This window comes from Pseudofrankia coriaricola, from assembly GCF_001854805.1.
Lineage (GTDB): Bacteria > Actinomycetota > Actinomycetes > Frankiales > Frankiaceae > Pseudofrankia.
Genome location: NZ_MBLO01000257.1, coordinates 12,590 through 37,482, shown reverse-complemented (window position 1 = coordinate 37,482; position 24,893 = coordinate 12,590). Strand labels below are relative to the sequence as shown.

15 protein-coding genes are annotated in these 24,893 nt (G+C 71.6%); 11 read left to right on the top strand and 4 right to left on the bottom strand.

Features of this window, described 5'->3' with window-relative positions; all coding sequences use genetic code 11:
- The first annotated feature begins 17 nt into the window (after positions 1-17).
- Entirely contained in the window at positions 18-1,544 is a 1,527-nt protein-coding gene (locus BCD48_RS37180) for a dihydrolipoyl dehydrogenase family protein (RefSeq protein ID WP_071053088.1), read from the top strand.
- Between the two features lie 117 nt (positions 1,545-1,661).
- Positions 1,662-2,141 (top strand): NUDIX hydrolase, encoded by a 480-nt coding sequence (locus tag BCD48_RS37175; RefSeq protein WP_071053087.1) that lies wholly within the window; start codon positions 1,662-1,664, stop codon positions 2,139-2,141.
- Between the two features lie 182 nt (positions 2,142-2,323).
- On the opposite strand, the gene gnd is transcribed toward BCD48_RS37175, so the two are convergent.
- Complete coding sequence (gene gnd, locus BCD48_RS37170; protein WP_071053086.1) at positions 2,324-3,343, bottom strand: phosphogluconate dehydrogenase (NAD(+)-dependent, decarboxylating); 1,020 nt, start codon at positions 3,341-3,343, stop codon at positions 2,324-2,326.
- A 714-nt stretch (positions 3,344-4,057) separates the two neighbouring features.
- On the opposite strand from gnd, the gene BCD48_RS37165 reads away from it, so the two are divergent.
- From BCD48_RS37165 to BCD48_RS37155, 3 genes are all read left to right on the top strand, one after another.
- Entirely contained in the window at positions 4,058-5,104 is a 1,047-nt protein-coding gene (locus tag BCD48_RS37165) for a dihydroxyacetone kinase subunit DhaK (RefSeq protein WP_071053085.1), read from the top strand.
- A 64-nt stretch (positions 5,105-5,168) separates the two neighbouring features.
- Entirely contained in the window at positions 5,169-6,017 is an 849-nt protein-coding gene (gene dhaL / locus BCD48_RS37160; RefSeq protein WP_116271797.1) for a dihydroxyacetone kinase subunit DhaL, read from the top strand.
- Positions 6,018-6,427: 410 nt separating this feature from the next.
- On the top strand, positions 6,428-8,044 hold the full coding sequence (locus tag BCD48_RS37155; protein WP_071053084.1) for a serine/threonine-protein kinase: 1,617 nt from the start codon (positions 6,428-6,430) through the stop codon (positions 8,042-8,044).
- A 418-nt stretch (positions 8,045-8,462) separates the two neighbouring features.
- Here BCD48_RS37155 and BCD48_RS37150 read toward each other — a convergent pair whose 3' ends face one another.
- Positions 8,463-9,344: a hypothetical protein gene (locus BCD48_RS37150; RefSeq protein WP_241842295.1), complete on the bottom strand. Its 882-nt coding sequence runs from the start codon at positions 9,342-9,344 to the stop codon at positions 8,463-8,465.
- Between the two features lie 788 nt (positions 9,345-10,132).
- Here BCD48_RS37150 and BCD48_RS37145 point away from each other — a divergent pair.
- From BCD48_RS37145 to BCD48_RS37120, 6 genes are all read left to right on the top strand, one after another.
- Positions 10,133-12,214, top strand: coding sequence for a hypothetical protein (locus tag BCD48_RS37145; protein WP_071053083.1), 2,082 nt, complete (start codon positions 10,133-10,135; stop codon positions 12,212-12,214).
- Positions 12,215-12,795: 581 nt separating this feature from the next.
- A complete protein-coding gene (locus tag BCD48_RS37140) occupies positions 12,796-14,904 on the top strand; it encodes a hypothetical protein (RefSeq protein ID WP_491677197.1) in 2,109 nt (702 codons plus the stop codon).
- A 15-nt stretch (positions 14,905-14,919) separates the two neighbouring features.
- Positions 14,920-18,282, top strand: a complete 3,363-nt coding sequence (locus BCD48_RS37135; protein WP_071053081.1) for an ATP-binding protein — start codon at positions 14,920-14,922, stop codon at positions 18,280-18,282.
- 6 nt (positions 18,283-18,288) lie between these two features.
- On the top strand, positions 18,289-20,205 hold the full coding sequence (locus BCD48_RS37130; RefSeq protein WP_071053080.1) for a YwqJ-related putative deaminase: 1,917 nt from the start codon (positions 18,289-18,291) through the stop codon (positions 20,203-20,205).
- Positions 20,190-20,552: a toxin-antitoxin system YwqK family antitoxin gene (locus tag BCD48_RS37125; RefSeq protein WP_083419777.1), complete on the top strand. Its 363-nt coding sequence runs from the start codon at positions 20,190-20,192 to the stop codon at positions 20,550-20,552. The genes BCD48_RS37130 and BCD48_RS37125 overlap by 16 nt, the downstream gene beginning before the upstream one ends.
- Positions 20,553-20,606: 54 nt before the next feature.
- The gene (locus BCD48_RS37120; RefSeq protein ID WP_071053146.1) at positions 20,607-21,284 is read left to right on the top strand and encodes an endonuclease V; all 678 of its coding nucleotides are present in this window, start codon (positions 20,607-20,609) and stop codon (positions 21,282-21,284) included.
- Between the two features lie 219 nt (positions 21,285-21,503).
- On the opposite strand, the gene thiC is transcribed toward BCD48_RS37120, so the two are convergent.
- A complete protein-coding gene (gene thiC / locus BCD48_RS37115; RefSeq protein ID WP_116271796.1) occupies positions 21,504-23,324 on the bottom strand; it encodes a phosphomethylpyrimidine synthase ThiC in 1,821 nt (606 codons plus the stop codon).
- A 161-nt stretch (positions 23,325-23,485) separates the two neighbouring features.
- Positions 23,486-24,772, bottom strand: coding sequence for a hypothetical protein (locus tag BCD48_RS37110; protein WP_083419789.1), 1,287 nt, complete (start codon positions 24,770-24,772; stop codon positions 23,486-23,488).
- Positions 24,773-24,893: the final 121 nt, after the last annotated feature.

Genomic DNA, 24,893 nt, shown 5'->3' with positions numbered 1-24,893 from the left:
AGACGAGGTGGCGTCGGATGAGCAACGCGGACGCGGGTGGCGTGGAGACGTTCGACGTCGTCGTCGTCGGGACTGGGCCGGCCGGGGAGGTGACGGCCGGCCGGCTCGCCGAGGCGGGGCTGTCGGTCGCGGCCGTCGAGCACGAGCGGGTGGGCGGTGAGTGCTCCTTCTGGGGCTGCATGCCCAGCAAGACGCTGCTGCGCCCCGGCGACGTGATCGCCGCGGCGCGCCGCGTGCCGGGCGCGGCCGGCGCGGTGACGGGAGAGATCGACGCCGCCGCGGCGTTCGCCCGCCGGGACGAGATCGTCGGCGGCTTCTCCGACAAGGATCAGGTCCCCTGGCTGCGCGACCGCGGGGTGACGGTGATCCGGGGCCGCGGCCGGCTCGCCGGCCGGCGGCTCGTCGACGTCGACACGACCGAGACCGTGGTCCCGGAGGAGTCCGACGGGAAGCCCCGCCGGCTGGCCGCGCGCCGGGCGGTGGTGCTGGCGACCGGGACGACGGCGGTCAGGCCACCGATTCCGGGCCTGGCCGAGGTGGAGCCATGGGACAACCGGTCCGCGACCGGTGCCACGACCGTGCCGCGCCGGATGGTCGTACTGGGCGGCGGCGCCGTCGGCACCGAGCTGGCGCAGGGGTTCCGCCGGCTCGGCGCCGTCGAGGTGACGATCGTCGAGGGCCAGCCCCGGCTGCTCGCCCACGAGGAGCCGTTCGCCGGCAAGGAGGTCGCCGAGGCGTTCGAGTCCGAGGGGATCACCGTCCGGACCAGTCAGAAGGTCACCGCCGTGCGCCGCCAGCAGGCGGCGCACGACGAGCACCGCGGCCCGGTCATCGTGACGCTCGACAATGGCGACGAGGTCGAGGCCGACGAGATCCTCGTCGCCGTCGGCCGGCATCCCGCCACCGACGACCTGGGCCTGGAGACGGTCGGCCTGACGCCCGGCCGCCCCGTCGAGGTCGACAGCCACCTGCGCGCGATCGGCGTCAGGACGGCGGCCGAATCCGGTGACGGCGCAGGCGCCGAGGACGCGGGAGCCGAGGACGAGGGTTGGCTGTTCGCCATCGGCGACGTGAACGGGCGGGCGCTGCTCACCCACATGGGCAAGTACCAGGGCCGCGTGGTCGCCGACATCGTCGCCGGCCGCCGCGACGCCTCCGGCGCCGAGCCGGTCGAGGTCGCCGGCAGCCACGCCATCCCCAGGGTGACGTTCACCGACCCGCAGGTCGCGGCCGTCGGTCTGACCGAGGCGGCGGCACGCGAGGCCGGCCTGCGGGCCCGGGCCGTCTCCGTCCCGACGAGCGGCGTCGCCGGCTCGTCCGTGCGCGGCGTCGGCCTCGTCGGCACGTCCCACCTGGTCGTCGACGAGGACCGCCGGGTCATCGTCGGCGCCACCTTCACCGGCCAGGACGTCCAGGAGCTCCTCCACTCAGCCACGATCGCCCTAATCGGGAAGGTCCCCCTCGACACCCTCCGGCACGCCGTCCCCTCGTTCCCCACCGTCAGCGAGGTCTGGCTCCGCCTGTTGGAGACCTACGGCCTCTGAGCGTCACCTCGCTTCCTGATCTCCTCGCCGCGAGCCCCTGGCCGCGAGGCGAGGCGACGCGGCCAGACGTCATACCCTCGCGGTACGGACGGTCACCGGTGGACAGGGAGGGATCCGATTCCTGCGCAGAAACGGCACAGCGCGGGCCTGTTGCTGTACCGGAACGCGGCGGACCGGCTCGAGGTGCTCATCGCCCACATGGGCGGGCCGTTCTGGGCGCGCAAGGACGAAGGCGCCTGGTCCATCCCGAAGGGCGAGTACGAGCCGGACGAGGACCCACGGACCGCCGCCGCGCGCGAGTTCGCCGAGGAGCTGGGATCGGCGCCGCCCGACGGCCCGTGGATCGGGCTCGGTGACGTGCGCCAGTCCGGCGGCAAGGTCGTCACCGCCTTCGCGCTGCGCGGCGACTTCGACCCGGCCACGGCGGTGAGCAACACCTTCGAGCTGGAATGGCCCCGCGGCTCCGGCCGTATCCAGGCATTCCCCGAGGTGGACCGGGTCGCGTGGTTCGACCTCCCGACCGCCGGCGTCAAGCTCGTCCGCGGCCAGCTCCCCTTCCTCGACCGTCTTTTGGACCAGCTGACCTCCCAGCCATGATGTCGACCGTTCGGGGCCTCGTGATCAGACGAGGCCGCGGACGGCCAACATGCCGCCGCCGACCAGGGCCGTGACGCCGCGGCCCGCCGAGCCCGGGCGCGGCGCGCCAGTGGCCGATCCGGCGGCGAGCGGCGGCGACGCCGGTGGGTCGTGGCCGGTGGTCGTGGCCAGGTCTGGTAGGGCTAGCTGGCGGGCTTCTCGTGGTGGCCGCCGAACTGCTTGCGCATCGCGGACAGGATCTTGTCGCCGTAGAGGGACTCGCCGCGGGAGCTGAAGCGCTCGAAGAGGGACGCGGTGAGCACGTGCGCCGGGACGCCCTCCTCGACGGCGGCGAGCACCGTCCAGCGCCCTTCACCGGAGTCCGACACCCGGCCGCCGAAGGTGGCCAGCTCCGGGTCCTCGGTGAGGGCGACGGCCGTGAGGTCCAGCAGCCAGGAGGCGACGACGCTGCCGCGCCGCCACACCTCGGTGACCTCCGGGATGTCGAAGTCGTACTGGTAGTACTCGGGATGCGTGAGCGGCGTGGTCTCCGCGTCGTGGCCAGCGGCCGACGTCCTGCCGATGCCGGCCTTGTTCAGCACGCCGAGGCCCTCGGCGAAGGCGGCCATCATGCCGTACTCGATGCCGTTGTGGATCATCTTGACGAAGTGGCCCCCGCCGACCGGGCCGCAGTGCAGGTAGCCCTGCTCGGCCTGGCTGGGCGCGCCCGAGCGGCCAGGGGTGCGCGGTGCCGCGTCGACGCCCGGGGCGATGGTGGCGAACAGCGGCTCCAGCCGCTTCACCACGTCCGGCTCGCCGCCGATCATCAGGCAGAAGCCGCGCTCCAGGCCGAAGACGCCACCCGAGGTGCCGACGTCGACGTAGTGGATGCCCTTGGGGGCCAGCTCCTTGGCCCGCTCGATGTCGTCGCGGTAGTACGAGTTGCCGCCGTCGATGATGGTGTCGCCCGGCTCGAACAGGTCGGCGAGCTTGAAGACGGTGTCGCCGGTCAGCCCGGCCGGGACCATCACCCAGGCCGCGCGCGGGGTGGTCAGCGCCGCGGCGAACTCCTCCAGCGAGTTTGTCCCCGTCGCCCCCTCGGCCGCGAGCGCGGCGACGGCGTCCGCGTTGACGTCGTAGACGACGCACTCGTGGCCGCCTCGCGTGAGCCGGCGCACCAGGTTGGCGCCCATCCGGCCCAGGCCGATCATCCCCAGCTGCATGTCGCGTCTCCGCTCGTCCCGTGACGGGCGCCGCGTCCGCCGCCCCTGTCGCCTACCGACCTACCACCGGCTCGGCCGGCCCTACCCTCACTATCGCCACCACCCGTGCCTGCCTCCGCCACGACCCGCGCGGCGCGGGGGCGGCGTGGGGCCACCGGTTTCGCCTCGGCAAGGAGGACAGGGCCGGCCAGGTGTGATCGCCTCGGATCTCTTCATACTCCGTCCGCCGCCGCTCCATCGGTCGGCTAGGCCAGTGGACCCATCGACGTAACCGGTTCGCCACTCGCCTCCGCCCAGACGACCGGGCGCGGGCTCGGGCAGCGGGCCTGAACCAGGGGCTCACGCGTCCACACCGCGCAATCGGGATGATGGCGCTCCACTTGTCCCGAACGTCTGGGGAGCTCGTAATGGACTGGATTGGCCGCCCACCGCGTCACGGTTCGCCAGCGCCCTGACCGGCGGGAACTTCACCTGGGTGAGCGTCCGACGCGTCGCGCATGGCGGCGGCACCCACGGCGGTGGCGGTGGCGGTTCGGGCGGCGCCGACGACTGGCCGGGGCGGTTCTTGATCCCGTGGCGGGCACGGGTGTAGACCCCGGGAGAGCCCTCCCGCGTCGCGGCGGGTGCCTCGCCGCGGGCGTCGACCCAGGACAGTGCCCGAGTTGCCCGAGTTGCGTGAGACCCCGAGTTAGGTGAGACGGAGTGTCGTCGACGATGACCGCTCAGGACGCGATACCGGACCAGATCATCGTCAGCACACCGCGCCGGCAGTTCGTCAACCATCCGGACGACGTCGTCGAGGAGGCGCTGGAGGGGCTGGAGGCCGCCTACCCACGGCTGATCCGCTGGAATCGGGATCCCAGCTTCGTCGCTCGCGCCGAGCCGGCGCCGCCCGGGCGGGTCGCGGTCATCTCCGGCGGCGGCTCCGGCCACGAGCCGTTGCACGTCGGCATGGTCGGCGAGGGCATGCTCGACGCCGCGGTCCCCGGCGCGGTGTTCGCGAGCCCCACCGCCGGCCAGATCCTGGCCGCCACCCAGGCCGTGTCCGGCGGCGCGGGAGTGGTGCACGTCGTCAAGAACTACACCGGTGACGTGCTGAACTTCGAGATCGCGGCCGAGTTCGCCACCGACGACGGAATCACCGTCAGCCAGATCCTCGTCGACGACGACCTGGCGACCGCGTCGATGACGGGCGACGGTCCCGGCCGGCGCGGCACGGCCGCCGCCGTCGTGGTCGAGAAGGTCGTCGGCGCCGCCGCGGCGGCCGGCGCCGACCTGGAGCGGATCATCGCGATCGGCCGGCGGGTCGCGGCCACGTCGCGGTCCATGGCCGTGGCGCTCGCCGCCGGCGCGCATCCCGGCTCCAACCGGCCGTCGTTCGGCCTGCCCGCCGACGAGGTGGAGTTCGGCGTCGGCATCCACGGAGAGCGCGGCGTCGGCCGGCGCGCGTTCGCGCCCGCCGACGACCTCGCCGACCAGCTGGTCCGCCCGCTGGTCGCCGACCTGGCGATCGGCCGGGGTGACCGGGTCATCGCGATCACCAACGGCCTGGGCGCGACGACCGGGCTGGAGCTCGCCGTCATCCACCGCCGGGTGGCGAAGATCCTCGACGCCGCCGGCGTCACGGTCGAGCGGGCGCTGGTCGGCCCGTATGTGACGTCGCTGGACATGGCCGGCTGCTCGGTGACCCTGACCAGGGCCGACGACGAGCTGCTCGCCCTCTGGGACGCTCCCGTCCGCACGATCGCGCTGAGCTGGTAGCCCGCATGGCGCGACTGAAACCCGCCGGGCCGGCGGGTCCTCGACTCAGGTGAGGCAGGTCGACATGGCCGGTACGGCGATCGGTGAGGGCGCGGGCGAGTGGGTCCCCGGCCAGGACGGTGCCCGGCCGGCGGACGACGCGCCCGAACGCGTCCACGCGGAACCCGCCGGGCCCGACCAGGCCTGGCGGGAGGAGGCAGAGCGAGGGCTGGGCCACCCGGCCGACCAGGGATCCCACCAGATCGGCGACAGGGTCCCTGCCCGGGAGGTCTGCCGGCAGGTCAGTAACCTGGGAGGTTTGGGGCTCGACCTCGATGGGGCATACGCGTGGATCGCGTCCTTCCAGCGACGGTTGGAGGCGGAGGCCACCGAGCTCGGCGAACTGGACCGCCGGGCCGGCGACGGGGACTTCGGCGCGAACATCCGCCGGGCGCTGCGCCGGGTCGAACGGCGCCTCGACGAGGTGCCGCCGACGACCCCCGGCGAGCTGTTCCTCGGCGTCGCGCACGGCTTCCTCAACACCGGCGGCACCAGTGGCCCGCTGTTCGGCCTGTGGTTCCGCGGCATCGGCCAGGCCAGCGACGCACCGGTGATGACGCTGGCCGCGCTGGCGAAGGGTGTCGACGCCGGCACGGCGACCGTCCAACGCCTCGGCAAGGCCCGTCCCGGCGACAAGACCATGGTCGACGCCATGGCCCCCGCGGCCGACGCGCTCGCCGCGGCCGTCGCCGATGGCCTGAACGTGGCGGGAGGCATCGCGCTGGCTGCCGACGCCGCGCGCGCCGGCGCGCTCGCCACCGAGTCCATGCGCGCCCGCCGCGGCCGTGCCGCCTACGTCGGCGACGTCGCCCGCGGCGTCCTCGACCCCGGCGCCCTGACCGTCGCTCTCTTCTTCGCCTCCGCCCTCGCCTGAGGCGCTCCCGTCGCAGACGCTCCGCGCCCGCGACCGGGCGGCGCCTGCCAGACGCTCCGCGCCCGGCGATGTGGTTCCGGGCTTGGGGCGTATGCCGGTGGTCCCACTTGGTCCGGGTCGGGGACGTCGTTGAGTTTGCACTGCGATGATGCGCAGTCACCTTCTGTGGCCCGGTTGCGCGCATCGCTCGCCAGAACGACGTCGACCCCGCACAAACAGCGTCACCATGCCGATGGAAGTCCGAGGGCGCTTCAGCTCGGCCCCATCGGATGATGGGATTCCGCAGGCGTCCTTCTGGTCAGATGCCCGACCGGAAGCACGCGTCTGTCCGGCGAGTGGCATATTCAGCCGTGCGCGGTGTCATTCCGCGCGCTACCTCGCGGAACGGACAGGTGGGGGCACCGTCGACGATGAGCGAAACCGGTGTTCGGGTTCAGGAGCTACGGCCGGGCGATCCGGAGGAACTCGGCCGTCATCGTGTGGTGGGCCGGCTCGGCGCCGGCGGCATGGGCGTCGTCTTTCTCGCCGAGGGTCCTTTCGGGCGCGTCGCGGTCAAGCTGGTCCGTGAGGACCTGGCCGACGACCCGGAGTTCCGCCGCCGGTTCCAGCGTGAGGTCCAGGCCTGTTTCCGGGTCAGCGGCGCGCGCACGGCGCGTCTCGTCGACTTCGATCTCGCCGCCGTTCGCCCGTGGCTCGCGACGGAGTTCGTGGACGCGCCGAGCCTCGCCGACCAGGTGCGCGCCGACGGGCGGCTCAGCACGGATGACCAGCTCCTGTTGGCATCCGGACTGGCCGAGGCGCTGGTCTCGATCCACTCCACCGGCATGGTCCACCGCGACCTCAAGCCGTCGAACGTGCTGTGGACGCCGCATGGGCCCAAGGTCATCGACTTCGGGATCGCGGCCGCGGCCGACGCGGCCGCGCTGACGACGAACGGGCACTTCGTAGGCACTCCCGGTTGGCACTCGCCGGAGCAGGTGTCCGGCCAGGAGGCGACGGGCGCCGCGGACGTCTTCGCCTGGGGCTCGCTGATCTGCTATGCCGCGAGCGGCAGGGCACCGTTCGGCACCGGCCCGGTCGAGGTAATCCTGCATCGGGTCTCGTCGGGCGAGCCCAACGTCGACCGTGAGCTGATCGCGCCGGCGCTGCGCGGGCTCGTGGTGAACGCGATGGCCCGCGAGGCGTCGGACCGGCCGACGGCGGCGGACCTGTACACGGCCCTCGTCGGCTCGGCACCCGGGGACGCGAGCGTCCCGGCGACGAGGGTCCTCGCGGGCGGTCCCGGCGACACCCCACCGTCGACTCCCGTGCCCATCTCGGCCGCGGTCCCGCCCACGCGGCCGTGGTCCGCGACCGTCGTCGGCGGAGCGGACGGACAGCCGCCGGCGGCGCCGGCGACCCGGCGCCGCCGCCGGCTCGCCGTCGTTCTCGGGACCACGGCCGTGGTCCTGCTCGCGGCGGCGGGAACCGTCATCGGCCTCCTGCTGACCAGTGGCGGCGGGGATGGCGACGACGACGGCGGGAGTAGCGGCACCGACAACGGCGTCCAGTTCAGCGCGACCGCGCCCTGGCGGCTCACTGTCGACGACCAGGTCGAAGGGGATGACCCTGGCTGCACCATCGACCTGGTCGACACCGTCAGTGGCCAGACGGGGCGTTTCACCGATCTCTACGGACGCAAGACCATGCAGATCGCCGCCACCGGCGAGTTCCGCTGGACCGTCAGCAACGACTCGTGCGTCGTGACCGCCACCGCGGGTTCCGGCAGCGTCGCGCTGCCGTTCGCCCAGCAGGGATATTCCGGCGACACGGACGCTTTCCAGGCCGAGGGACCGATCCTGGTCGACCCCGTCGACCTGGAGGAGGGCGGGGAGTGCGAGCTGACGATGCGCGCGGTCGACGGCCGGACGCTGGACTTCGTCACGGCGCACCAGGGCGCGGGCCCGGTCCAGCTCGACCCCGGCCAGCCAGGCATGGTCTACCTGGCCGAGCCGCCTTGCGGCGTGAAGATCTCCGCGAACTGGTGATCCCGTCCCCGGAGGTAGCTGTCAAGCGAGGCGGTCGAGCGCGCCTCGTCCCTATGAGGCGTCAACACAACCCAGCCACCGCAGGCGACAGCGCACATGTGAAGCTCTCCGCCAACTAGTGACCCGTTCCCGGACGTAGCTGCCAAGCGAGCAGGTCGGTCCCGCCTCGTCCTCGCGCGGCCTCAACAAAACCCAGCCACCGCAGGCGACAGCGCATTGGCGCACCGCCACCGCAGCCACATCCCGACCCCGCCCCACACCAGCCCCGGCCATACACCTCAACCCCGAAACCAGGCCGGGAGGGCGCCCTAGGCGCCCGCGGACCTCCCAGATCGGCTCCGCAAGCTCCGCCGATCCGGCAGGAACCCCGGGCGCCGCGGCGAGCGGTCGCGCAAGCGACCTTCGAGCCAGCGACGCCCTAGGTGAGGTTCCGCGAGGCCAGGGAAGGGGCGTCACCCATGATGATCATGGGGTGGCTGGCGGGCTGGAGCCAGCGAAGGACCGACTCCAGTCCGTCCTGCGGAAGGCTGACGCAGCCCTTGGTCGGGGCCTCGTGGTCGACGTGCAGCCAGATGTCGCCCCCCGCCCGCTCGCCGAGCGGGCGGGCCGGGTCGGACGGAGGCCGGCCGGGGATCCGGTTGTAGTCGATCGCGACGACATAGTTGAACGCCGCGGTCAGCGGGTCGTCGAGGTCGCCGCTGCCGGCGGCGAAGAAGCTCGGCTGGTACTCGTAGGGCAGCGCGGTCCCCGGGTCGGGCAGCTTGCCGCCGGCCGCCGTCAGGCTGAACACACCGATCGGCGAGCGGCGGTCGCCCTCGTGATGGCTGGTGGTCCAGCCGTTCGCGCCGTTGCGGCCAGCGAGCGGGAGCCCCCGGCGCGTCCAGGGCGACGTCTCGTCGGCCCGCTCCCACAGCGTCACCGTGTTGGTGGTCGACACCCGGTCAGGGGCGCTGACGAGGATGACCTGCCGGGTCTCGGCGGGCAGCCGCGAGGCGGCCCATTCGCCGACACCTGGGAGGGCGGCGCTGACGATGCCCGTGGCCGCGCCCCCCTCTCCGGAGCCGTCCGGCCCACCAGACACCATGGTGCCGCCCGCGCCGCCGTTGTCGAGACCCCCGGAGGTGCCGGCTCCCGAAGCCGCGCTGGCGAAGGCGCCCCCGCCCGGCGCGGCGAGCGCGAAACCGGCCGCGGCGGGCGAACGCTGCTCCGTGGACTGCTGGGCGGCCGGCTCGTGGTCCGGCCCGACAAGTTGGAACGCGCCCGCGGTGCCCACGACGAGGGCGGCACCGACGGCCGCCACGCTGACCACCATTCCGCGGCGGGAACGCGGCCAGCGCCGGTTGATCTGGCGATCACTCCGGTGCGAGGCCATTCCAGCGACTCCCTCACGTCAGTCACGGGCGGCCCGGCAAGCCACCCGGTCCCGCTTCCGGCGTTCCTTCCGCCCCGGACGGGGCCTCGTCCTCCCCGCCAGCCTCCCACCTCGGCAATTCGCTCGCTGAGGTGCCCGACTTCAGCCAGGCACGGCTCCGGATACCGGACGAACGCGCCGGCCCATGTGTCACGCGCCATGTATCACGGCACCGGCGGCGCTATCGACACGAACGGCATCAGCGACGCTGCCTGCGGAAACCTACACGGTCGACGTTAACTCGACGAAAATCTGTCACCGACGATACGCAACCAGACACGCTGAGACAGCACCGACTCGCCCGCGCCTACGTCACCAAGCCGAAGATGACACACGGGGATCACAGCGGACGGACCGGCAGCCATGGCGCTCCGCGCGACGAAACACACCGGGAAGATGATCAGCCGACGAGCATGCACACCAACAGCCGCGGCGGCTTCACATATCGCGACAAACAGCGCCAGCGCCACTCGAGCACCCTCGTTTCACCAGGTCACCATGATCCCTTTCTCAACCCGTCGGCCACGCCCGGGCAAGCGGCGACGGCCGGCATCCCCTACACCCGCAACATCGGCCGATCTACGGTCCGGTAAGGTCAACAAGACCCCACGTGCGGGCAAAATAAGCGCCATGGGCAAAGGCGAACGACTGCCACCGGGGAACAGGCAGGTGACCGGGTGACCACTCCGCGGGCCGAGGCGCTCAGGGAGGATCTCCTCGCCAGGCTCTTCGAGCCGGCCGAGCGCTGGGGCTGGGAGTTCGCCCCGCCGCACGACGCGGCCCCGTCCCCGGAGGCCGGCCAGCCGCCGGTCTACGTGGACCCACCGGGGCCGTATGTCGCCGGCCTGGAGCACCTGAGGACGGACTCCCTCAGCAAGATCTGGAAGCCGATCACCGGCGGTCTCTTCGTCCTCGGTGGGCTCGCCATGCTGGGGATCTCCGTCGGCGCCGGGCTGTTCAGCCTGCTCGTCGGCGCCGCGTTCTTCGCCTGGTGGTATCTGCCCTACCGGTCGGCGGACACCAAGCTCAAGAACATCATGGACGCCTACGCCGCCGAGGTCGCCCAGCAGCGCGACGACTACCGACGCGTGTACGGCGACTGGCAGCGGCGGGTCGCCCACCATGACGAGGCCGAGCAGGACCGGATCGCCTCGGGACTGGACTTCTACCCTCTCGACGCGTCGACGGCGCCGCGGGTGGACGTGTTCGGCGGCACCGCCGCCGGCTGGACGAGCCTGCTCGCCACCGGTGGCGCCTCCCTGCTCGCCACCGGGGCCGGCGTCCTGCTGGTCGACCTCAGCGAGCTGGCCGTGGGCGCCGGTCTCGTGATGGTCGCGAACGGAGCCGGCGTGCCCGCCGAGGTCCGGGAGCTGCCCCGATCGCTGGAGACGCTCGGCCCGCTGGCCGGACTGGACCCGATCGACGCCGCCGAGCTGCTCGCCGACGCCTTCGACGCGGACCGTCGCGGTGGTAGCGACCCCACCCTGCGCGCGATCGACCTCAGCATCCTCAGGGCCGTCACCCGGTCGATCAGCATGCCGCTGACCTTTCCCCGGCTCGCCGCGGCGCTGCGCATCATCAACAACCAGAGCGCGGCCATCGACGAAGGCACGTTCGCCGCCTACGAGGTCCAGGCGCTGCAGCAGGCGATGTTCGACCTCGGCCAGCGTGACCGCATCGCCGACCAGGCCAGCTTCCTGGGCACGGAGCTGGAAACGCTCGCCGGGCGGGACGCGGCACGGCCCGCGGAGCCGGCGGAGTTGGCCGAGCTGGCGGGCGCCCAGACCTCCTGGTGGGGGACGCCGGGCCTGCGGGTCCTCGCGACGACAAGCCAGGGCCCCGGCGGCGCCCGGCGCAAGAACCTCACCGACCGCGTCCTCATCCAGGTACTGCTGCACCGGCTGCGGGACCGCGGCCGGGACGGCGCGCAGGACGCCCTGGTCATCGCCGGCGCGGACCACGTGGGCCGGGAGTCCCTGAAGGCACTGATCAAGCAGGCCGAGCTCGCCCGGATCCGCCTCGTTCTGCTGTTCGAGCACCTCAGCGACGACGCGGAGAAGCTGATCGGCACCGGCGGCAGCGCGACGATCTTCATGCGCCTGGGCAACTCCCGGGAGGCTGCGCTCGCGGCCGACCACATCGGCAAGGGCCACCGCTTCGTGCTCTCCCAGCTGACCGAGCAGATCGGCAGGAACTTCAACGAGGGCCTCAGCAACACCTACGGCGAACAGGATGGCACGTCGCACACCCTGGGCAAGAGCGGCGGGAAGCACTCCGGCCCGGGCGGGAGCGGCACAAACAGCGGCTGGAGCGACTCGACCACGACGTCGCACTCGTCGACGTGGTCGAACACGGTGAACGTCAGCGCGGGGATGTCGCACACCGCCGGCTCGGCCCTGCAGCGCGAGAAGGACTACACCGTCGAGCCAACCGTGCTGCAGAGCCTCGCGCCGACCGCGTTCATCCTGGTCGGCACCGGCGAAGGTGAAGCCCGCGTCCGCCCCGGCGACTGCAACCCCGGTGTGGTGCTGCTCCCCCGGGTCTCCGGGCAGGCTCGGGAGATCACCGCCGGCCGGACCGCCCCCGGGCCGAGCTACGTCAACGCCGGGGCACAGCAGATCCCGGCGCCGCAGCAGGGCTACCAGAACCCCTACGGGCAGCAGGCCTACCCGGGCCAGCCCGGCTACCCGCAGCAGGCCTACCCGACGGGCCCCCACCAGCAGCAGCCGCCGTACGGCTGGCCCGGCCGGCAGCGGTAGGCCAAGGCCGAGGTCCGGGAGCTACCCGATCGCTGGAGACGCTCGGCCCGCTGGCCGGACTGGACCCGATCGACGCCGCCGAGTTGATCGACGCCGCCGAGTTGATCGCCGACGCCTTCGACGCGGACGTCGCGGGGTGCGACCCACCCAGAGCGCGATCGACCTCAGCATCCTCAGGGCCGTCACACGACAGTGCGGATGCACGACTTGCCCCAGCCACGTGCCTACGGGTCGGAGACAGCACACCGGGACTACTGCGGCAGGTTCGGCGGGTATTCGGACCCGATGCCAAGCTGCCAGCACTCCTGCGAGCAGCTGTCTCGCACTCGGCCGCGGCCACGGCATTCGGGTCGGTGTTCTTCGACAACGGTCGCGCCTAACGGGAGCACGCCGAACAGCCTGCCCGCGTCTTCCTGCCCACGTCCTTGCCGACTGGCTCCATGCGCGACCGCACTGGCCCCTTACACACCCAAAGGCAGTCGATGTAACGTTCCATCTACAACAACCCTGGGCAGAGGCAAAGGAATGCCTGGGGATATACCTACTGCCCATTCGGGGGACTGGCAGGTGACCGCGTGACCATGCCACAAGCAGAGGCACTCGGCAAGGAGCTCGTTACCAGGATTTTCAGCCAAGATGAGCGCTGGGGCTGGGAGTTCGCCCCGCCGCACCCGGTCACCCCACACCCCGAGGCGAACCGGCCGCCGGCCCGCATCCCAGTGCCACCGCCCGACCTGCGCGGGCTGAAGTACCGAAAGATGCTCCTGAAGCAGAAAATCTGGAAGCTGATCGTGGGCGGGCTCATCCTGTTGGGCGGCCTGGGGACGCTGGCCGGGTCGGCCGCCGGCCTGTTCCCGGTCCTCATTGGCGCTGGACTGCTCGGCTGGTATTTTGCGCCGATCCAGATGATCAATAATCAGGTGAAGAGTCTCACCGAGCGTTACCAGGGCGAGGTCGCCCGCCGCGAGCAGGAGTTCCAGGCCGTATACGCCGAATGGCAGCGGCGCCTGTATAGCCACGACCAGTCCGAGCAGTACCGGGTCAGTTCCACGATGGAGTTCTATCCTCTGGACCCCGAGGCCCCGCCCCGCGTCGACATCTTCGGGGGCACCGGCGCCGGCTGGACCAGCATCCTGGCCACCGGCGGGGCGTCACTGCTCGCGGGCGGCTCTGGCGTCTTGCTGCTCGACCTCAGCGAGCTCAGCGTCGGTGCCGGCCTGGTCATGTTCGCCAACAATGCCACACCGTCCCTGCCTGTCGGGGTCCGGGAGCTGCCCGGTTCGCTGGAGCGGATCGGCCTACTCGAAGGGCTGGACCCGCGGGAGGCGGCCGAGCTGCTCGCCGACGCCTTCGACGCGGACCGCCGCGGCGGTGGCGACGCCAGCCTTCGTGCCATCGACTTCAACATCCTGCGGGCGGTGGCATCGTCGATCAGCGCGCCGTTGACCTTCGCGCGGTTCGCCGCCGCACTGCGCATCCTGGACAACCAGAGTTCGGCGATCTATGAGGGTGTGTTCAGCGAGTACGAGGTCTCGGCCCTTCAGCAGCGGATGCACGACCTCGGCGGGCGCGAGCGGACCGCGGATCAGATCAGCTTCCTGCGCACCGAGCTGGAGACGCTCGCCGGTCACGACCCGGCGGCCCAGCCCGGCGCCCCTGTGGGCACACCGGCACAATGGTGGCCAGACGCCGGCACGCTGCGGGTGCTGGCGACGACGAGCGCGGGACGGGGCGGCTCGGGGCGGCGCAAGCTGCTGACCGACCGGGTGCTCGTCCAGATGCTGCTGCACCAGCTGCGCAACAACGGCCAGGCTGGCTCCGGCACCGTCGTGATGATCGCGGGCACTGATCATCTCGGCCGTGACACCCTGACCGCGCTGACCCGCCAGGCGGAGGTCTCCAGGGTCCGGCTTGTCCTGCTGTTCAAGAACCTCAGCGACGACGCCGAGAAGCTGATCGGCACCGGCCACAGTGCGGCGATCTTCATGCGGCTGGGCAACTCGCGGGAGGCGGCGACCGCGGCCGAGCACATCGGCAAGGTCTTCCGGTTCGTGCTCTCCCAGCTGACCAACCAGGTCGGCACCGGCTTCACCGAGGGCTTCGCGAACAGCTACGGGGAGCAGGACGGCACCTCGCAGAGCTTCGGGAAAGGTGGTAACCGCGGCTGGGGGCCTGGCGGGCGGTCCAGCGGCGACAGCTGGAACAGCTCGACCACGACGTCGCACTCGTCGACCTGGACGAACACCGTCAACGTCTCCAACGCGGTGAACGAGAGCGTGGGCGCCACGGTGCAGCGAGAGAAGGACTACACGGTCGAGCCGACCGTGCTGCAGAGCCTGGCGGCGACGGCGTTCATCCTGGTCGGCACGGGCAGCGGCCCCGGCCGCGTCCGCCCCGGTGACTGCAATCCGGGCCTGGTCCTGCTGCCCAAGGTCGCGCCGCTGCCCAGGGAGATCGCCGCGGGGCCGAACCCGGCGGACCCGAACTCGAGCGTCGGCGGCACCACCCCCACCCAGCAGATCCCGGCGCCGCAGTCGGGCTATCAGCAGCAGCAGCAGCCGCCCGGGTACCCGCAGCAGCACCCGACCTACCCCAACCCCTACCAGCAGGCCTATCCGCCCGCGGGCGGGACCAGCGGCTACCCCTACCAGCAGCCGCAGCAGCCCTACAACTGGCCGGGACAGCAGTAGTCCGGGGGGACAATGATGTTGGAAGGGTTCCGTTTCCACCGGCTGCTCTCCGCTCCTCGCCCGCCGGAACCGGCGGCCCGGCCTGACCCGGCGCCGGCCCAGCTGTTCGCCGCGCTCATCGCGGCGCACGCCGACCTGACCGGCGACGCCGACGGCGGCGGGGACCATGCCGACGCGGGCGGCGCGGGCACGCCCGCAATCGCGGTCGCCTGGGTACGGGTCCCGGGCGATCCACACCTGCGGGTCCTTGTCGGCGGCAGCCCCTACTTCCCGCCGGCGCGGTCCACCGCGGGTCCGGCCGCGGACGGTCCGGCGCCGCCGGTGCTGTACCCACCGGGCAGCACCGGCGTACCGGTCGACACCGGCGACGTCATTACGGCGCTGACGGTCTTTCCGAGCTGGTTGCGCTGCGAGGGGACTGCCGACGCGCTGTGGGCGGCGGGCGGCGCGGGCGGTAGCGGTCGGGACGACCACGGCCCGGCGCGCCACGGCTCGTTCGACGACTACGCTGCTCACCTGCCCGGTGCCTATGCCTGGCTAGTGATCGCGCAGCCGGTGCCGACGGGTGTCGTCGACACCGACCGCCGTGACCTGCTGCGTATGATCCCGTTCCTGCGCCAGCGGGACCGTGACGAGCACGCCCGCCTCGAGTTGGAACGTGCCGAGGCCCGCTACCGCGAGCTCACCCGCTCGCTGGCGACCGGGATGTGGGATGTGCGGGTGCTCGTCGGCGCCCCGTCGGGGACCGAGGCGCGGCTGACCGGCGCGCTCCTGTGCGGCGCCGGTGACCTCGACGACCTCCCCTACCTGCTCACCCCGGCGGGTGGCCGACCGACGTCGCTGGCCGAGGCGCTCGGCACGCCCGAGCCGCCGCGACCGGCCACCGCGCCGCGGGCCGTCGACGCAGGTCCGGGCGGTGCCGGTCCGGGAGGTGCCTGGGCGGGGGCACCCGCGAGTACCACCGGGCGTCCCCCCTTCGCCAGCGGGCCTACGGGCCAGGCCGGATTCCCCCGCGCACCCGGCCATCCCGGCCCGGTCAGGCCGGTCACCGTCGTGCCGGACGGCTCAGGCGGGGCCGCCCGGACGGGCCCGGGCATGGGCGCCGGCCAGCCGGGCCCGGCTCGGGCTCCCGGCACGCCCGCCGGCGGGCCGGCGGTCGTCGGCGGGCCGGCGACCGCCGGGGTCGCGCCGACGTTCCCGTTCCGCGCCGGCGGCGAGCTGGTCGCCGCGCTCGCCCGGCCGCCGCGCCGCGAGCTGCCGGGGATCATGCTGGTCACCCCACATACTTTCGATGTCACCCCCGAGGGGGCGCTCGCGGCCGCCGCGCCGATGGCGCCGGCGCCGAGCCTGAACGGTTCTCCTTTCGCGAAGGGCTTCCTCGGCGACGGGTTCGTGCTCGGCCAGGTGCTCGACGCCGGATGGTCGCCTGCCGGGGTGCTGCCGGTGCCGCGCTCGACGCTCAACCGGCACGCCTTCGTGTGTGGCGCGACTGGCTCCGGAAAGTCGCAGACCGTCCGTTCCCTGCTCGAGTCCCTCACCCGGGCGACGAACCCGGTGCCGTGGCTGGTGCTGGAGCCGGCGAAGGCCGAGTATGCCCGGATGGCCGGCCGGCTGGCCGGCCACAGCGAGGTGCTCGTGATCAAGCCGGGCCAGTACGACGCCCCGCCGGCCGGGCTCAACCCGCTGGAACCCGAGCCCGGGTTCCCGGTGCAGAGCCATATCGACCTGGTCCGCGCGCTGTTCCTGGCCGCGTTCGAGGCGCAGGAACCGTTCCCGCAGGTGCTCTCCAAAGCGCTGACCGTCTGCTACACCGAGGCAGGCTGGGACCTGATCGCCGACCGGATGCGCCCGCAGCACCGGCCGCGTTTCCGCGACGACGAGCCACTGGAACCAGCGCGCCGGCGCTACCCGACACTCGGCGACCTGCAACGCACCGCCACGGTCGTGGTCGAGAACATCGGCTACGGCAAGGAGATCACCGACAACGTCCGCGGCTTCGTCGACATCCGGATCGGCTCGCTGCGCGAGGGCCGGCCGGGCCGGTTCTTCGAGGGCGGCCATCCGCTCGACATCGCCGAGCTGCTGACCCGCAACGTCGTGTTCGAGCTCGAGGACATCACCAACGACCAGGACAAGGCGTTCCTCATCGGCGCGGTCCTGATCCGGATCGTCGAGCACCTGCGGGTCAGGTGGGGCAACACCGGGACCGACGAGCTGCGTCACGTGCTCGTCGTCGAGGAGGCGCACCGGCTGCTCAAGAACGTCGAGGACGGCCCGGCGGCCGCCGCCGTCGAGCTGTTCGCATCGCTGCTCGCCGAGATCCGCGCCTACGGCGAGGGCGTGCTCGTCGTCGAGCAGATCCCGTCGAAGATCCTCCCCGACGTCCTGAAGAACACCGCGTTGAAGGTCATGCACCGGCTGCCGTCGGCCGAGGACCGGCTGGCCGTCGGCGCGACCATGAACCTGCGCGAGGAGCAGTCCGAACTGGTGGTGTCGCTCCCGCCGGGTGTGGCCGCGGTCGCGGTCGACGGGATGGACCGCCCGGTGCTCACCCGGATGACGCCGGGCGCCCGCCGGGAGACGCCGGCCGGCGCCCGCTACGACGACGCCCCGCTCGGAGGACGACGCAGCGAGCTCTGCGGCCAGGACTGCCAGAGCACTGCCTGCACGCTCTGGCAGATCAACGACGCGTCCCACGTGGCCGAGGATCCGCGCCTCGTCGTCTGGGTCGAGGCGGTCGCCGCCCACCAGGTCATCGGCCTCGCGCACCTGATCGGCCAGCAGCCACCCGCGCCCGTGACCGCGCTGCGCGACGAGCTGCTGGCCCTGCCGGAACGCACCCGGGACTGCCTGCTCGCGCACGCCGTCGACCGGGCGGTCGCGGCCCGGGCGAGGCTGCTACGCGGCTACGTCGACCCGGACGACTTCGCCACCCGACTCGCGGACACCCTCCGGCGGCTCCTCGTCGGCGCCCCGATGGACGACGCCGACACCCGCCGCTGGACCGCCGGCCAGTACCGCTGGATGGACGTCCGCCAGACGCTGGCCGCGGCACGCCATCAGCCCGGCGCGGACCGCCCACACCCAGACACGCCCAGCTGGCGTCGCCGTGGTCTGTCGCTGCTCGCGGCGACCGTTCCCGCGCAGTTCGACGAGCTCCGCGGCAGCGTGCACTACGCCCCCGGTACGAACGCCGTCGCCCTCGGCGACCTCACGACCAGCGGCTTCGCCACCGCCGTGCGGGTGCTCGCCGGCGGGACGTCCGCCGAGCACCTAGGCACCGCGCTGCGGCTCGCCTGCGCGGCGGACGACTTGGAGAAGCTGCACCTCCAGATCGCCCACCTGATGGAGAAGCACGTGGCCGGCGGCGGGAGCTGACCGCGAATGGCAACCGACTCGTCGACGACGACCGACGCCCCGCCCCCTCCCCCGCCACCACCGCCCCCGGACACATCCAGTGAACGCCCAGAAGCAGCCTTCGATGGCGACAGCCCGACCGACACCACGGATCAGAACAGCTCCACCGACGATACAGCCGACGCCGCCACCAATGAGAACGACCAAGGCAATACAGACGGCCACAACAGCACCGCCGAACACGCGAACACACAAGACAGCACAAAAGAAACTCCACACACCCCGCAGCCAGAAACGGCCTTCGACGGCGACGGCCAGAACGACACCACGAACCGGAACGGCTCCACCGGCGACACAGCCGACGCCCCCACCGTCGAAAACGACCAATCCAGGACAGACATCGACAGGGATAATAACTCGGTCGAAGACACCACAAATACACAGGACCCCACGAACAAAAATCCGCACACTCCGCAACCAGAAACGGCCTTCGACGGCGACAGCCCGACCAACACCGTCGACCACGATAAGAACACCCAGAACGACACCGCCTCCGAGGGCCCCGCGAAAATCCAGAACACCGACAATCTCGACGGCGACAGCCCGACCGACACCACGAACTGGAACAGCTCCACCGACGACACAGCCGACGCCGCCACCATCGAAAACGACCATAACGGCGATCACTCTGCCAACTCGGATAACCGGACCGAGACCGAAGCCGACGGCGAGAACAGCTCTGTCGATCAGAGCAAAAATACACCGGACCGTACGGAAGAAACCCCACCTACCAGCCAGGCCGAGACCCCGAACGCCGCCGCCGACAGCGCAACGGCGACCAGTTCCGACGGCCTCACACAGACGATAGAAATTGCCGACCCGGCCGACGCCGATCCCACCGTGCATCCTGAGCACGAAGGCATCACCCCAGAAGCTCAGGCCCAGACCGCGAACGAGATCGACGAGTCCGCCGACGACATAGACCAGGCCGAGGTGGTCGACGTCGCCCCCGCCGAGAACCCGCCCCCTGACATGGGCGAAGACCCTGGCGTCACCGCGTCCGACGACAGCGTGTCTATAGGCAGCGCCGACGACGGCGCCCAGAGCGGCGGCCCGGGGGACGGCGATTTTGGCCGAGGCGGTGGCGATGGAGGCTCCATCGGTGACGGACCCGCAAGCCCCGGCAAACCCGCCACCGGCATCGACGGGGACGAGACCGGTGATGTCCAGACACCCGGCGACCGGCAGGATGCGAACGACACACCCATCGACCCTGACGCAGTTTCGACCAAGCCGGACGGTTCACCGTGGCCCGAGTCGCCGCTCAGTAAGACAGACCCACTTCCGAAACTGGACGAGGCGGACGTCCAGCGGGGCGAGAATGGCCTTGTCGAATCGGTCGATGGGAGGCCCGTCCGCGACTACCTTCACGGACTCGCCGATGAACGGACGGATGGATATCGGGACGCGCGTCGGGACGGAAGTATAAGGAAGGATGAGGTGGCTCCTGTTACGTCCGTCCTTTTGGACACCCGTACCGGTCGCGCATATGAAGCCATCAACCAGGGGGAGGTAGGTCCGGCAGATCTTCACCCGATCCTTCAGGAGCGTGTCGATGGACTGACAGCCGCGGCGGCAGAGAAACCTGATGCCTATCAGTATGGCGATGGCGCGCAGGGCGGATTCCCTCACTTCTCCGTCCCGGGCACTCACGCCGAGGTACTCAATGCCAGTCGCGCACTGTACGACCGGGAGGCGATGGGATATCAAGTGACCCCCGAATCGCTTGGTGAAATGCTCGTGGACAATCGTTTTCCCTACCGGCCGGACGACAAGACGGCCGCTCCTTGTTGCCCGAACTGTACAGCTATCCTCGGAGGCGAGGGCGGGGGCGTGGAGTCCATCCCCGGGAAGCTTCCGATTGACGAATGGAGAAGACAGTGATCGAAGCAGATCCAGTTCGTTCGGTAGATATCGACGACATCGACTACACGGACGATCTTTTTGTCGTCTATGAAGGGGAGCTTTTCACTGGCGAGGCGGTCGGTTACCACGCAAACGGTCAGCTCCGTAAGATTGAAACTTATGGAAACGGGCGCCTCAGAGGGCCGGAGCGTACGTTCCACCCCGACGGATCGATCAAATCCGAGTACTGGAACGTCGACGGTGCCCGGGACGGCATCGGTCGGACCTGGTATCCGAACGGCCAGCTGGAATCCGAGACACAGTACGACCATGCCAAAGTCGTCCTCAGGAAGCGCTGGTCCGAGGACGGGACCGAGCTAGGCTGACCCTCACTCGGCTCGGTCGCGCGAGTTGGCCTTGGGGCAGGACGAGGGGTTGTGGTGAGGCGGATCGAGGATGCTGAGGCGCTGCAGGCCGAGCTACGTCGGCTCGTCCAGGTTGACGCGCCCGGCCCGGACCTGGTCAGAAGGGTGGCTGGCTTTGACGTCGCATACGACACTGACTCCGATTTGGTCGCGGGCGCGGTCGTCGTCCTCGCCGTACCAGGTTGGGATGTGGTCGCATCGGCCACGGCGGTTGGCCGGGCCGCCTTCCCCTACATCCCGGGCCTGCTGTCATTCCGGGAACTGCCGCCACTGCTCGACGCATGGGACACCGTCCTCCCACAGCTGACCTCGCCGCCCGATCTGCTGGTGTGCGACGGGCATGGCATAGCCCACCCCCGACGGTTCGGGCTGGCCTGCCATCTCGGCGTCACCGTGGACCTGCCGACGATCGGCGTGGCGAAGACGCAGTTCGTGGGTGAGCACTCCTCGCCCGGGGGGCGTCGGGGCGAACGGACGCCAATCATGGTCGACGGCGAGCCGGTGGGAGCTGCGCTGCGGACTCGCGACGGTACCCGCGAGGTGTACGTGTCGGTCGGGCACCGGACCAATCTTGACTCCGCTTGTCGGTGGGTGCTGGAGCTGTGCCCTAGATATCGCCTGCCGGAGACAACCCGGGCCGCCGACCAGCTCAGCCGAACGGCGCTCGCCGAAGCCCGGGCCGCGTCTCGCTGACAGAGCATCACCTGCGGCTCGGCCACGCGGTGCGTGGCTCGGGCGGGGGCCGGCCCGAAGTCGACGCCCTCGTCCCTCGAATACCTGGGTGGCCACGAACGGACGCCGAGCGCGAGCCGTACGCGAGCCGTACGCGAGCCGGCCGGCGCCCCTGATCCCCACCCGTGTGGGGCGGGAAGACAAGCGTGCCCGGCCGGCTCGCGGGGGATGCGAACCGCGTCAGCGGGTCCGCGGGGTGGGGGTCGGCGGGTAGAGCTGCGAGCCGTGTGCCGTGAATTCGGCGGCCTTTTCTCGTAGCCCGGCCTCGATTGCCTCGGTGGAGTCGAGGCCGTGTTCCTCGGCGTAGCGGCGGACGTCCTGGGTGATCTTCATGGAACAGAAGTGCGGGCCGCACATGGAGCAGAAGTGGGCCGACTTGGCCGGAGCGGCCGGCAGGGTCTCGTCGTGAAAGGCCTGCGCGGTCTCCGGGTCGAGAGCCAGGCTGAACTGGTCGGTCCAGCGGAAGTCGAACCGGGCGGCGGACAGGGCGTCGTCCCAGGCCTGCGCGCCGGGGTGGCCCTTGGCGACGTCCGCCGCATGCGCGGCGATCTTGTAGGCGATGACGCCGGCCTTGACGTCGTCGCGGTCCGGCAGGCCCAGGTGCTCCTTCGGGGTGACGTAGCAGAGCATCGCGGTGCCGTGCCAGCCGATCATCGCGGCGCCGATCGCCGAGGTGATGTGGTCGTACCCGGGCGCGATGTCCGTGGTGAGCGGCCCGAGCGTGTAGAAGGGCGCGTCGTGGCACAGCTCGCGCTGCAGATCCACATTTTCCTTGATCTTGTTCATCGGGACGTGCCCGGGGCCCTCGATCATGACCTGGACGTCGTGCTCCCAGGCGATGCGGGTCAGCTCGCCGAGCGTCGCGAGTTCGGCGAGCTGAGCGTCGTCGTTCGCGTCGGCGATCGAGCCGGGGCGCAGCCCGTCGCCGAGTGAGAAGGTCACGTCGTAGGCGCGCAGGATCTCGCACAGCTCGGCGAAGTGGGTGTAGAGGAAGTTCTCCTCGTGGTGCGCCAGACACCAGGCGGCAAGGATCGACCCGCCACGGGAGACGATCCCGGTGCGCCGGCGCGCGGTCATCGGTACGTAGCGCAACAGCACCCCGGCGTGGACGGTCATGTAGTCGACGCCCTGCTCGGCCTGTTCGATGACGGTGTCCCGGTACAGGTCCCAGGAGAGATCCTCGGCACGGCCGCCGGCCTTCTCCAGCGCCTGGTAGATCGGCACCGTGCCGACGGGGACGGGTGAGTTGCGGATAATCCACTCTCGGGTGGTGTGGATGTCGTGACCGGTGGACAGGTCCATCACGGTGTCCGCGCCCCAGCGGGTCGCCCAGACCATCTTCTCGACCTCCTCCTCGATCGAGGAGGAGACCGCCGAGTTGCCGATGTTGGCGTTGATCTTCACGAGCAGGTTGCGGCCGATCGCCATCGGCTCGGACTCGGGGTGGTTGATGTTCGCCGGGAGCACGGCCCGCCCGGCGGCGATCTCGTCGCGGACGAACTCCGGCGCGAGCCCCTCCCGGACGGCGACGAACTCCATCTCCCGGGTGATCTCGCCACGTCGGGCGTAGGCGAGCTGCGTGACCGCGACGCCGGGCGCCGCCCGCCGCCGGAGGGCCCGCGGGACCGGCGAGACCCGGGGCTCCCGTCGGCCCGCCAACGGATCGGCGGCGCGCCGGCCAGCGGTCTGGCCGTCGGCCGCGAGCGGCCGGCCAGGTGCCTCGACGGTGTCGCCGCGGGCCTCGATCCACGGTGCGCGGCCCGCGGCGAGGCCATGCCGGACGTCGATGGTGACGTCCGGGTCGGTGTAAGGGCCGGAGGTGTCGTAGAGGACCACGGACTCGCCCGTGGACAGCGGCACCTCCCGCATCGGGACACGCAGCGCGCCGCCGGCGCCGGACGGGCCTATGAGGTAGGCCCGCCGGCTGCCCGGCAGTGGGGGGTGGGTGGTGGGCACGGCGGTGCCGGTGGACACAGGGGTGGGACGGGCGGACTGCGCCATGAGAAAGCTCCCTACGCCGGCATTACCCGGACAGGTTCGGCGGTCGGCGGCCCCGGGCCCGATGCCCAGCCGCCCTCTCAGCCCCATGAGGTGGAAGCTCCCGCGGTTCGTTCGTCCCGGACGGTACGACAACCCACGGGCCGCCGTCACGGCTTTCCTCGTCACGCCCACGCACGCGGCACGGTGGCGGAGTCCGCGAGCGGGCCGAACCCGGCCGAATCCACGCCCAGCGCCGGGCCGAACGCCTGGTCCAGCTTCGGCGTGAGCGCGGACGCGAAGCCGGGTACGCGAACGCCGGTACCTCGAGCAAGCCGGGAGTGCGCGCCGGTCCAGCCGCGCTGGCGCAGCGCACTCGCCACCGCGGCGCCGACGCGATCGGGCTCTTCGCGCAGGATCCGGATGGGCACGCGCAGCACCAGTTGGCCAGCACGCCGGCCGGTCTGGCCCGGATGGGTGACCAGCTGGATTCCGGCCGGCACCGACCGCGCCACCCGGCCGCCCCGCGAGCCTGGGGCCGTCGCCGTCGCCGTCGCGGGCGGGGGCGGGGGCGCGGGCGGCACGGCGGCGGTGCGGATGCCCGTCGCCGCGATCATGCCCAGCTCGACGTGGACCCGCCAGGGCTCGTAGCAGACGTCGAGTCGACCCGCGCCACGCGAGTCGGGCCGGCCCCGCCGGCCGGGCGGCAGCCCAAAGCGGTCCTCGATCCGCTGGTAGAGCAGGTCGGGCACCCACGGGGCGTCGGCGTCGAGATCGTCGAGGGCATCGCTGATCACCTGCCGCCGGCTGATCGGCCCGCGGCGGGCAAGCGCCGAGCGCACTTCGTCGGACTCGACGATCCCGCTGGCCACCGCGAGCGCCAGGATCCTGCGAGCCTCGTCGTGGCTGGGCGCCCACTCGGCCATGTCGACCACCGAGCGTGGGAGCGCCGTGCGCGGCGGCCAGCTGTCGAGGTGGAGATCCTCGTCGCCGAGCCGGGCGGTCGCCCGGATCCTCACCCCGGGGCGCGGGGTGACGCGGCGGCCGGACGCCAGCAGGACGGTCAGCCACGGTTCCTCACAACCGCGCAGCCCGCCCAGGGCCGCGGCCGACGAGCCGCCGAGCAGGGCGTCCGGGCCGATCGACACGAGTGCGCACCACAGGCGCTGGATCAGTGTCAGGGGGCCGGGCTGGGTGACGACGACGTCGCCGGAGTACAGCTGCCAGTAGCCACTGTCGACGCGGCGGCGGATCTCGGCACGAGTGAGGCCGGCGGCCAGCGCCTCCTTGACGGTCAGCACACCGGCGCGCCCGGCGGCGAGCCCCGCCGCCGGTTCGTCGCCCGCCTCGCCGGCGCGCGGCGCGGGCAGCAGCCCGCCGGCCGGCGTACCCACCTCGCCCGTGGAGCTGATGTCGACGAAGGACGTCTCGTTCTGGACGGCATGGCCGCGCTGGGCCCGGTCGGTAGTCATGAGAAGCACGATGAACACGGCTAATGGCGCATTCAAGCCCAACATGACATCTGTGGATAACCAACCCCAAAGCAACAGTTCTCCGATAACGCCATCAGACGACCGAAGGCGGGGGCTGGCG

Coding starts and splice junctions, on each gene's coding strand:
- BCD48_RS37140 (WP_491677197.1), top strand. CDS start 12,796: ATGCCACAAGCAGAGGCACTCGGCAAGGAGCTCGTTACCAGGATTTTC.
- gnd (WP_071053086.1), bottom strand. CDS start 3,343: ATGCAGCTGGGGATGATCGGCCTGGGCCGGATGGGCGCCAACCTGGTG.
- BCD48_RS37125 (WP_083419777.1), top strand. CDS start 20,190: ATGGAGAAGACAGTGATCGAAGCAGATCCAGTTCGTTCGGTAGATATC.
- BCD48_RS37165 (WP_071053085.1), top strand. CDS start 4,058: ATGACCGCTCAGGACGCGATACCGGACCAGATCATCGTCAGCACACCG.
- thiC (WP_116271796.1), bottom strand. CDS start 23,324: ATGGCGCAGTCCGCCCGTCCCACCCCTGTGTCCACCGGCACCGCCGTG.
- BCD48_RS37155 (WP_071053084.1), top strand. CDS start 6,428: ATGAGCGAAACCGGTGTTCGGGTTCAGGAGCTACGGCCGGGCGATCCG.
- BCD48_RS37180 (WP_071053088.1), top strand. CDS start 18: ATGAGCAACGCGGACGCGGGTGGCGTGGAGACGTTCGACGTCGTCGTC.
- BCD48_RS37110 (WP_083419789.1), bottom strand. CDS start 24,772: ATGACTACCGACCGGGCCCAGCGCGGCCATGCCGTCCAGAACGAGACG.
- BCD48_RS37130 (WP_071053080.1), top strand. CDS start 18,289: ATGGCAACCGACTCGTCGACGACGACCGACGCCCCGCCCCCTCCCCCG.
- dhaL (WP_116271797.1), top strand. CDS start 5,169: ATGGCCGGTACGGCGATCGGTGAGGGCGCGGGCGAGTGGGTCCCCGGC.
- BCD48_RS37135 (WP_071053081.1), top strand. CDS start 14,920: ATGTTGGAAGGGTTCCGTTTCCACCGGCTGCTCTCCGCTCCTCGCCCG.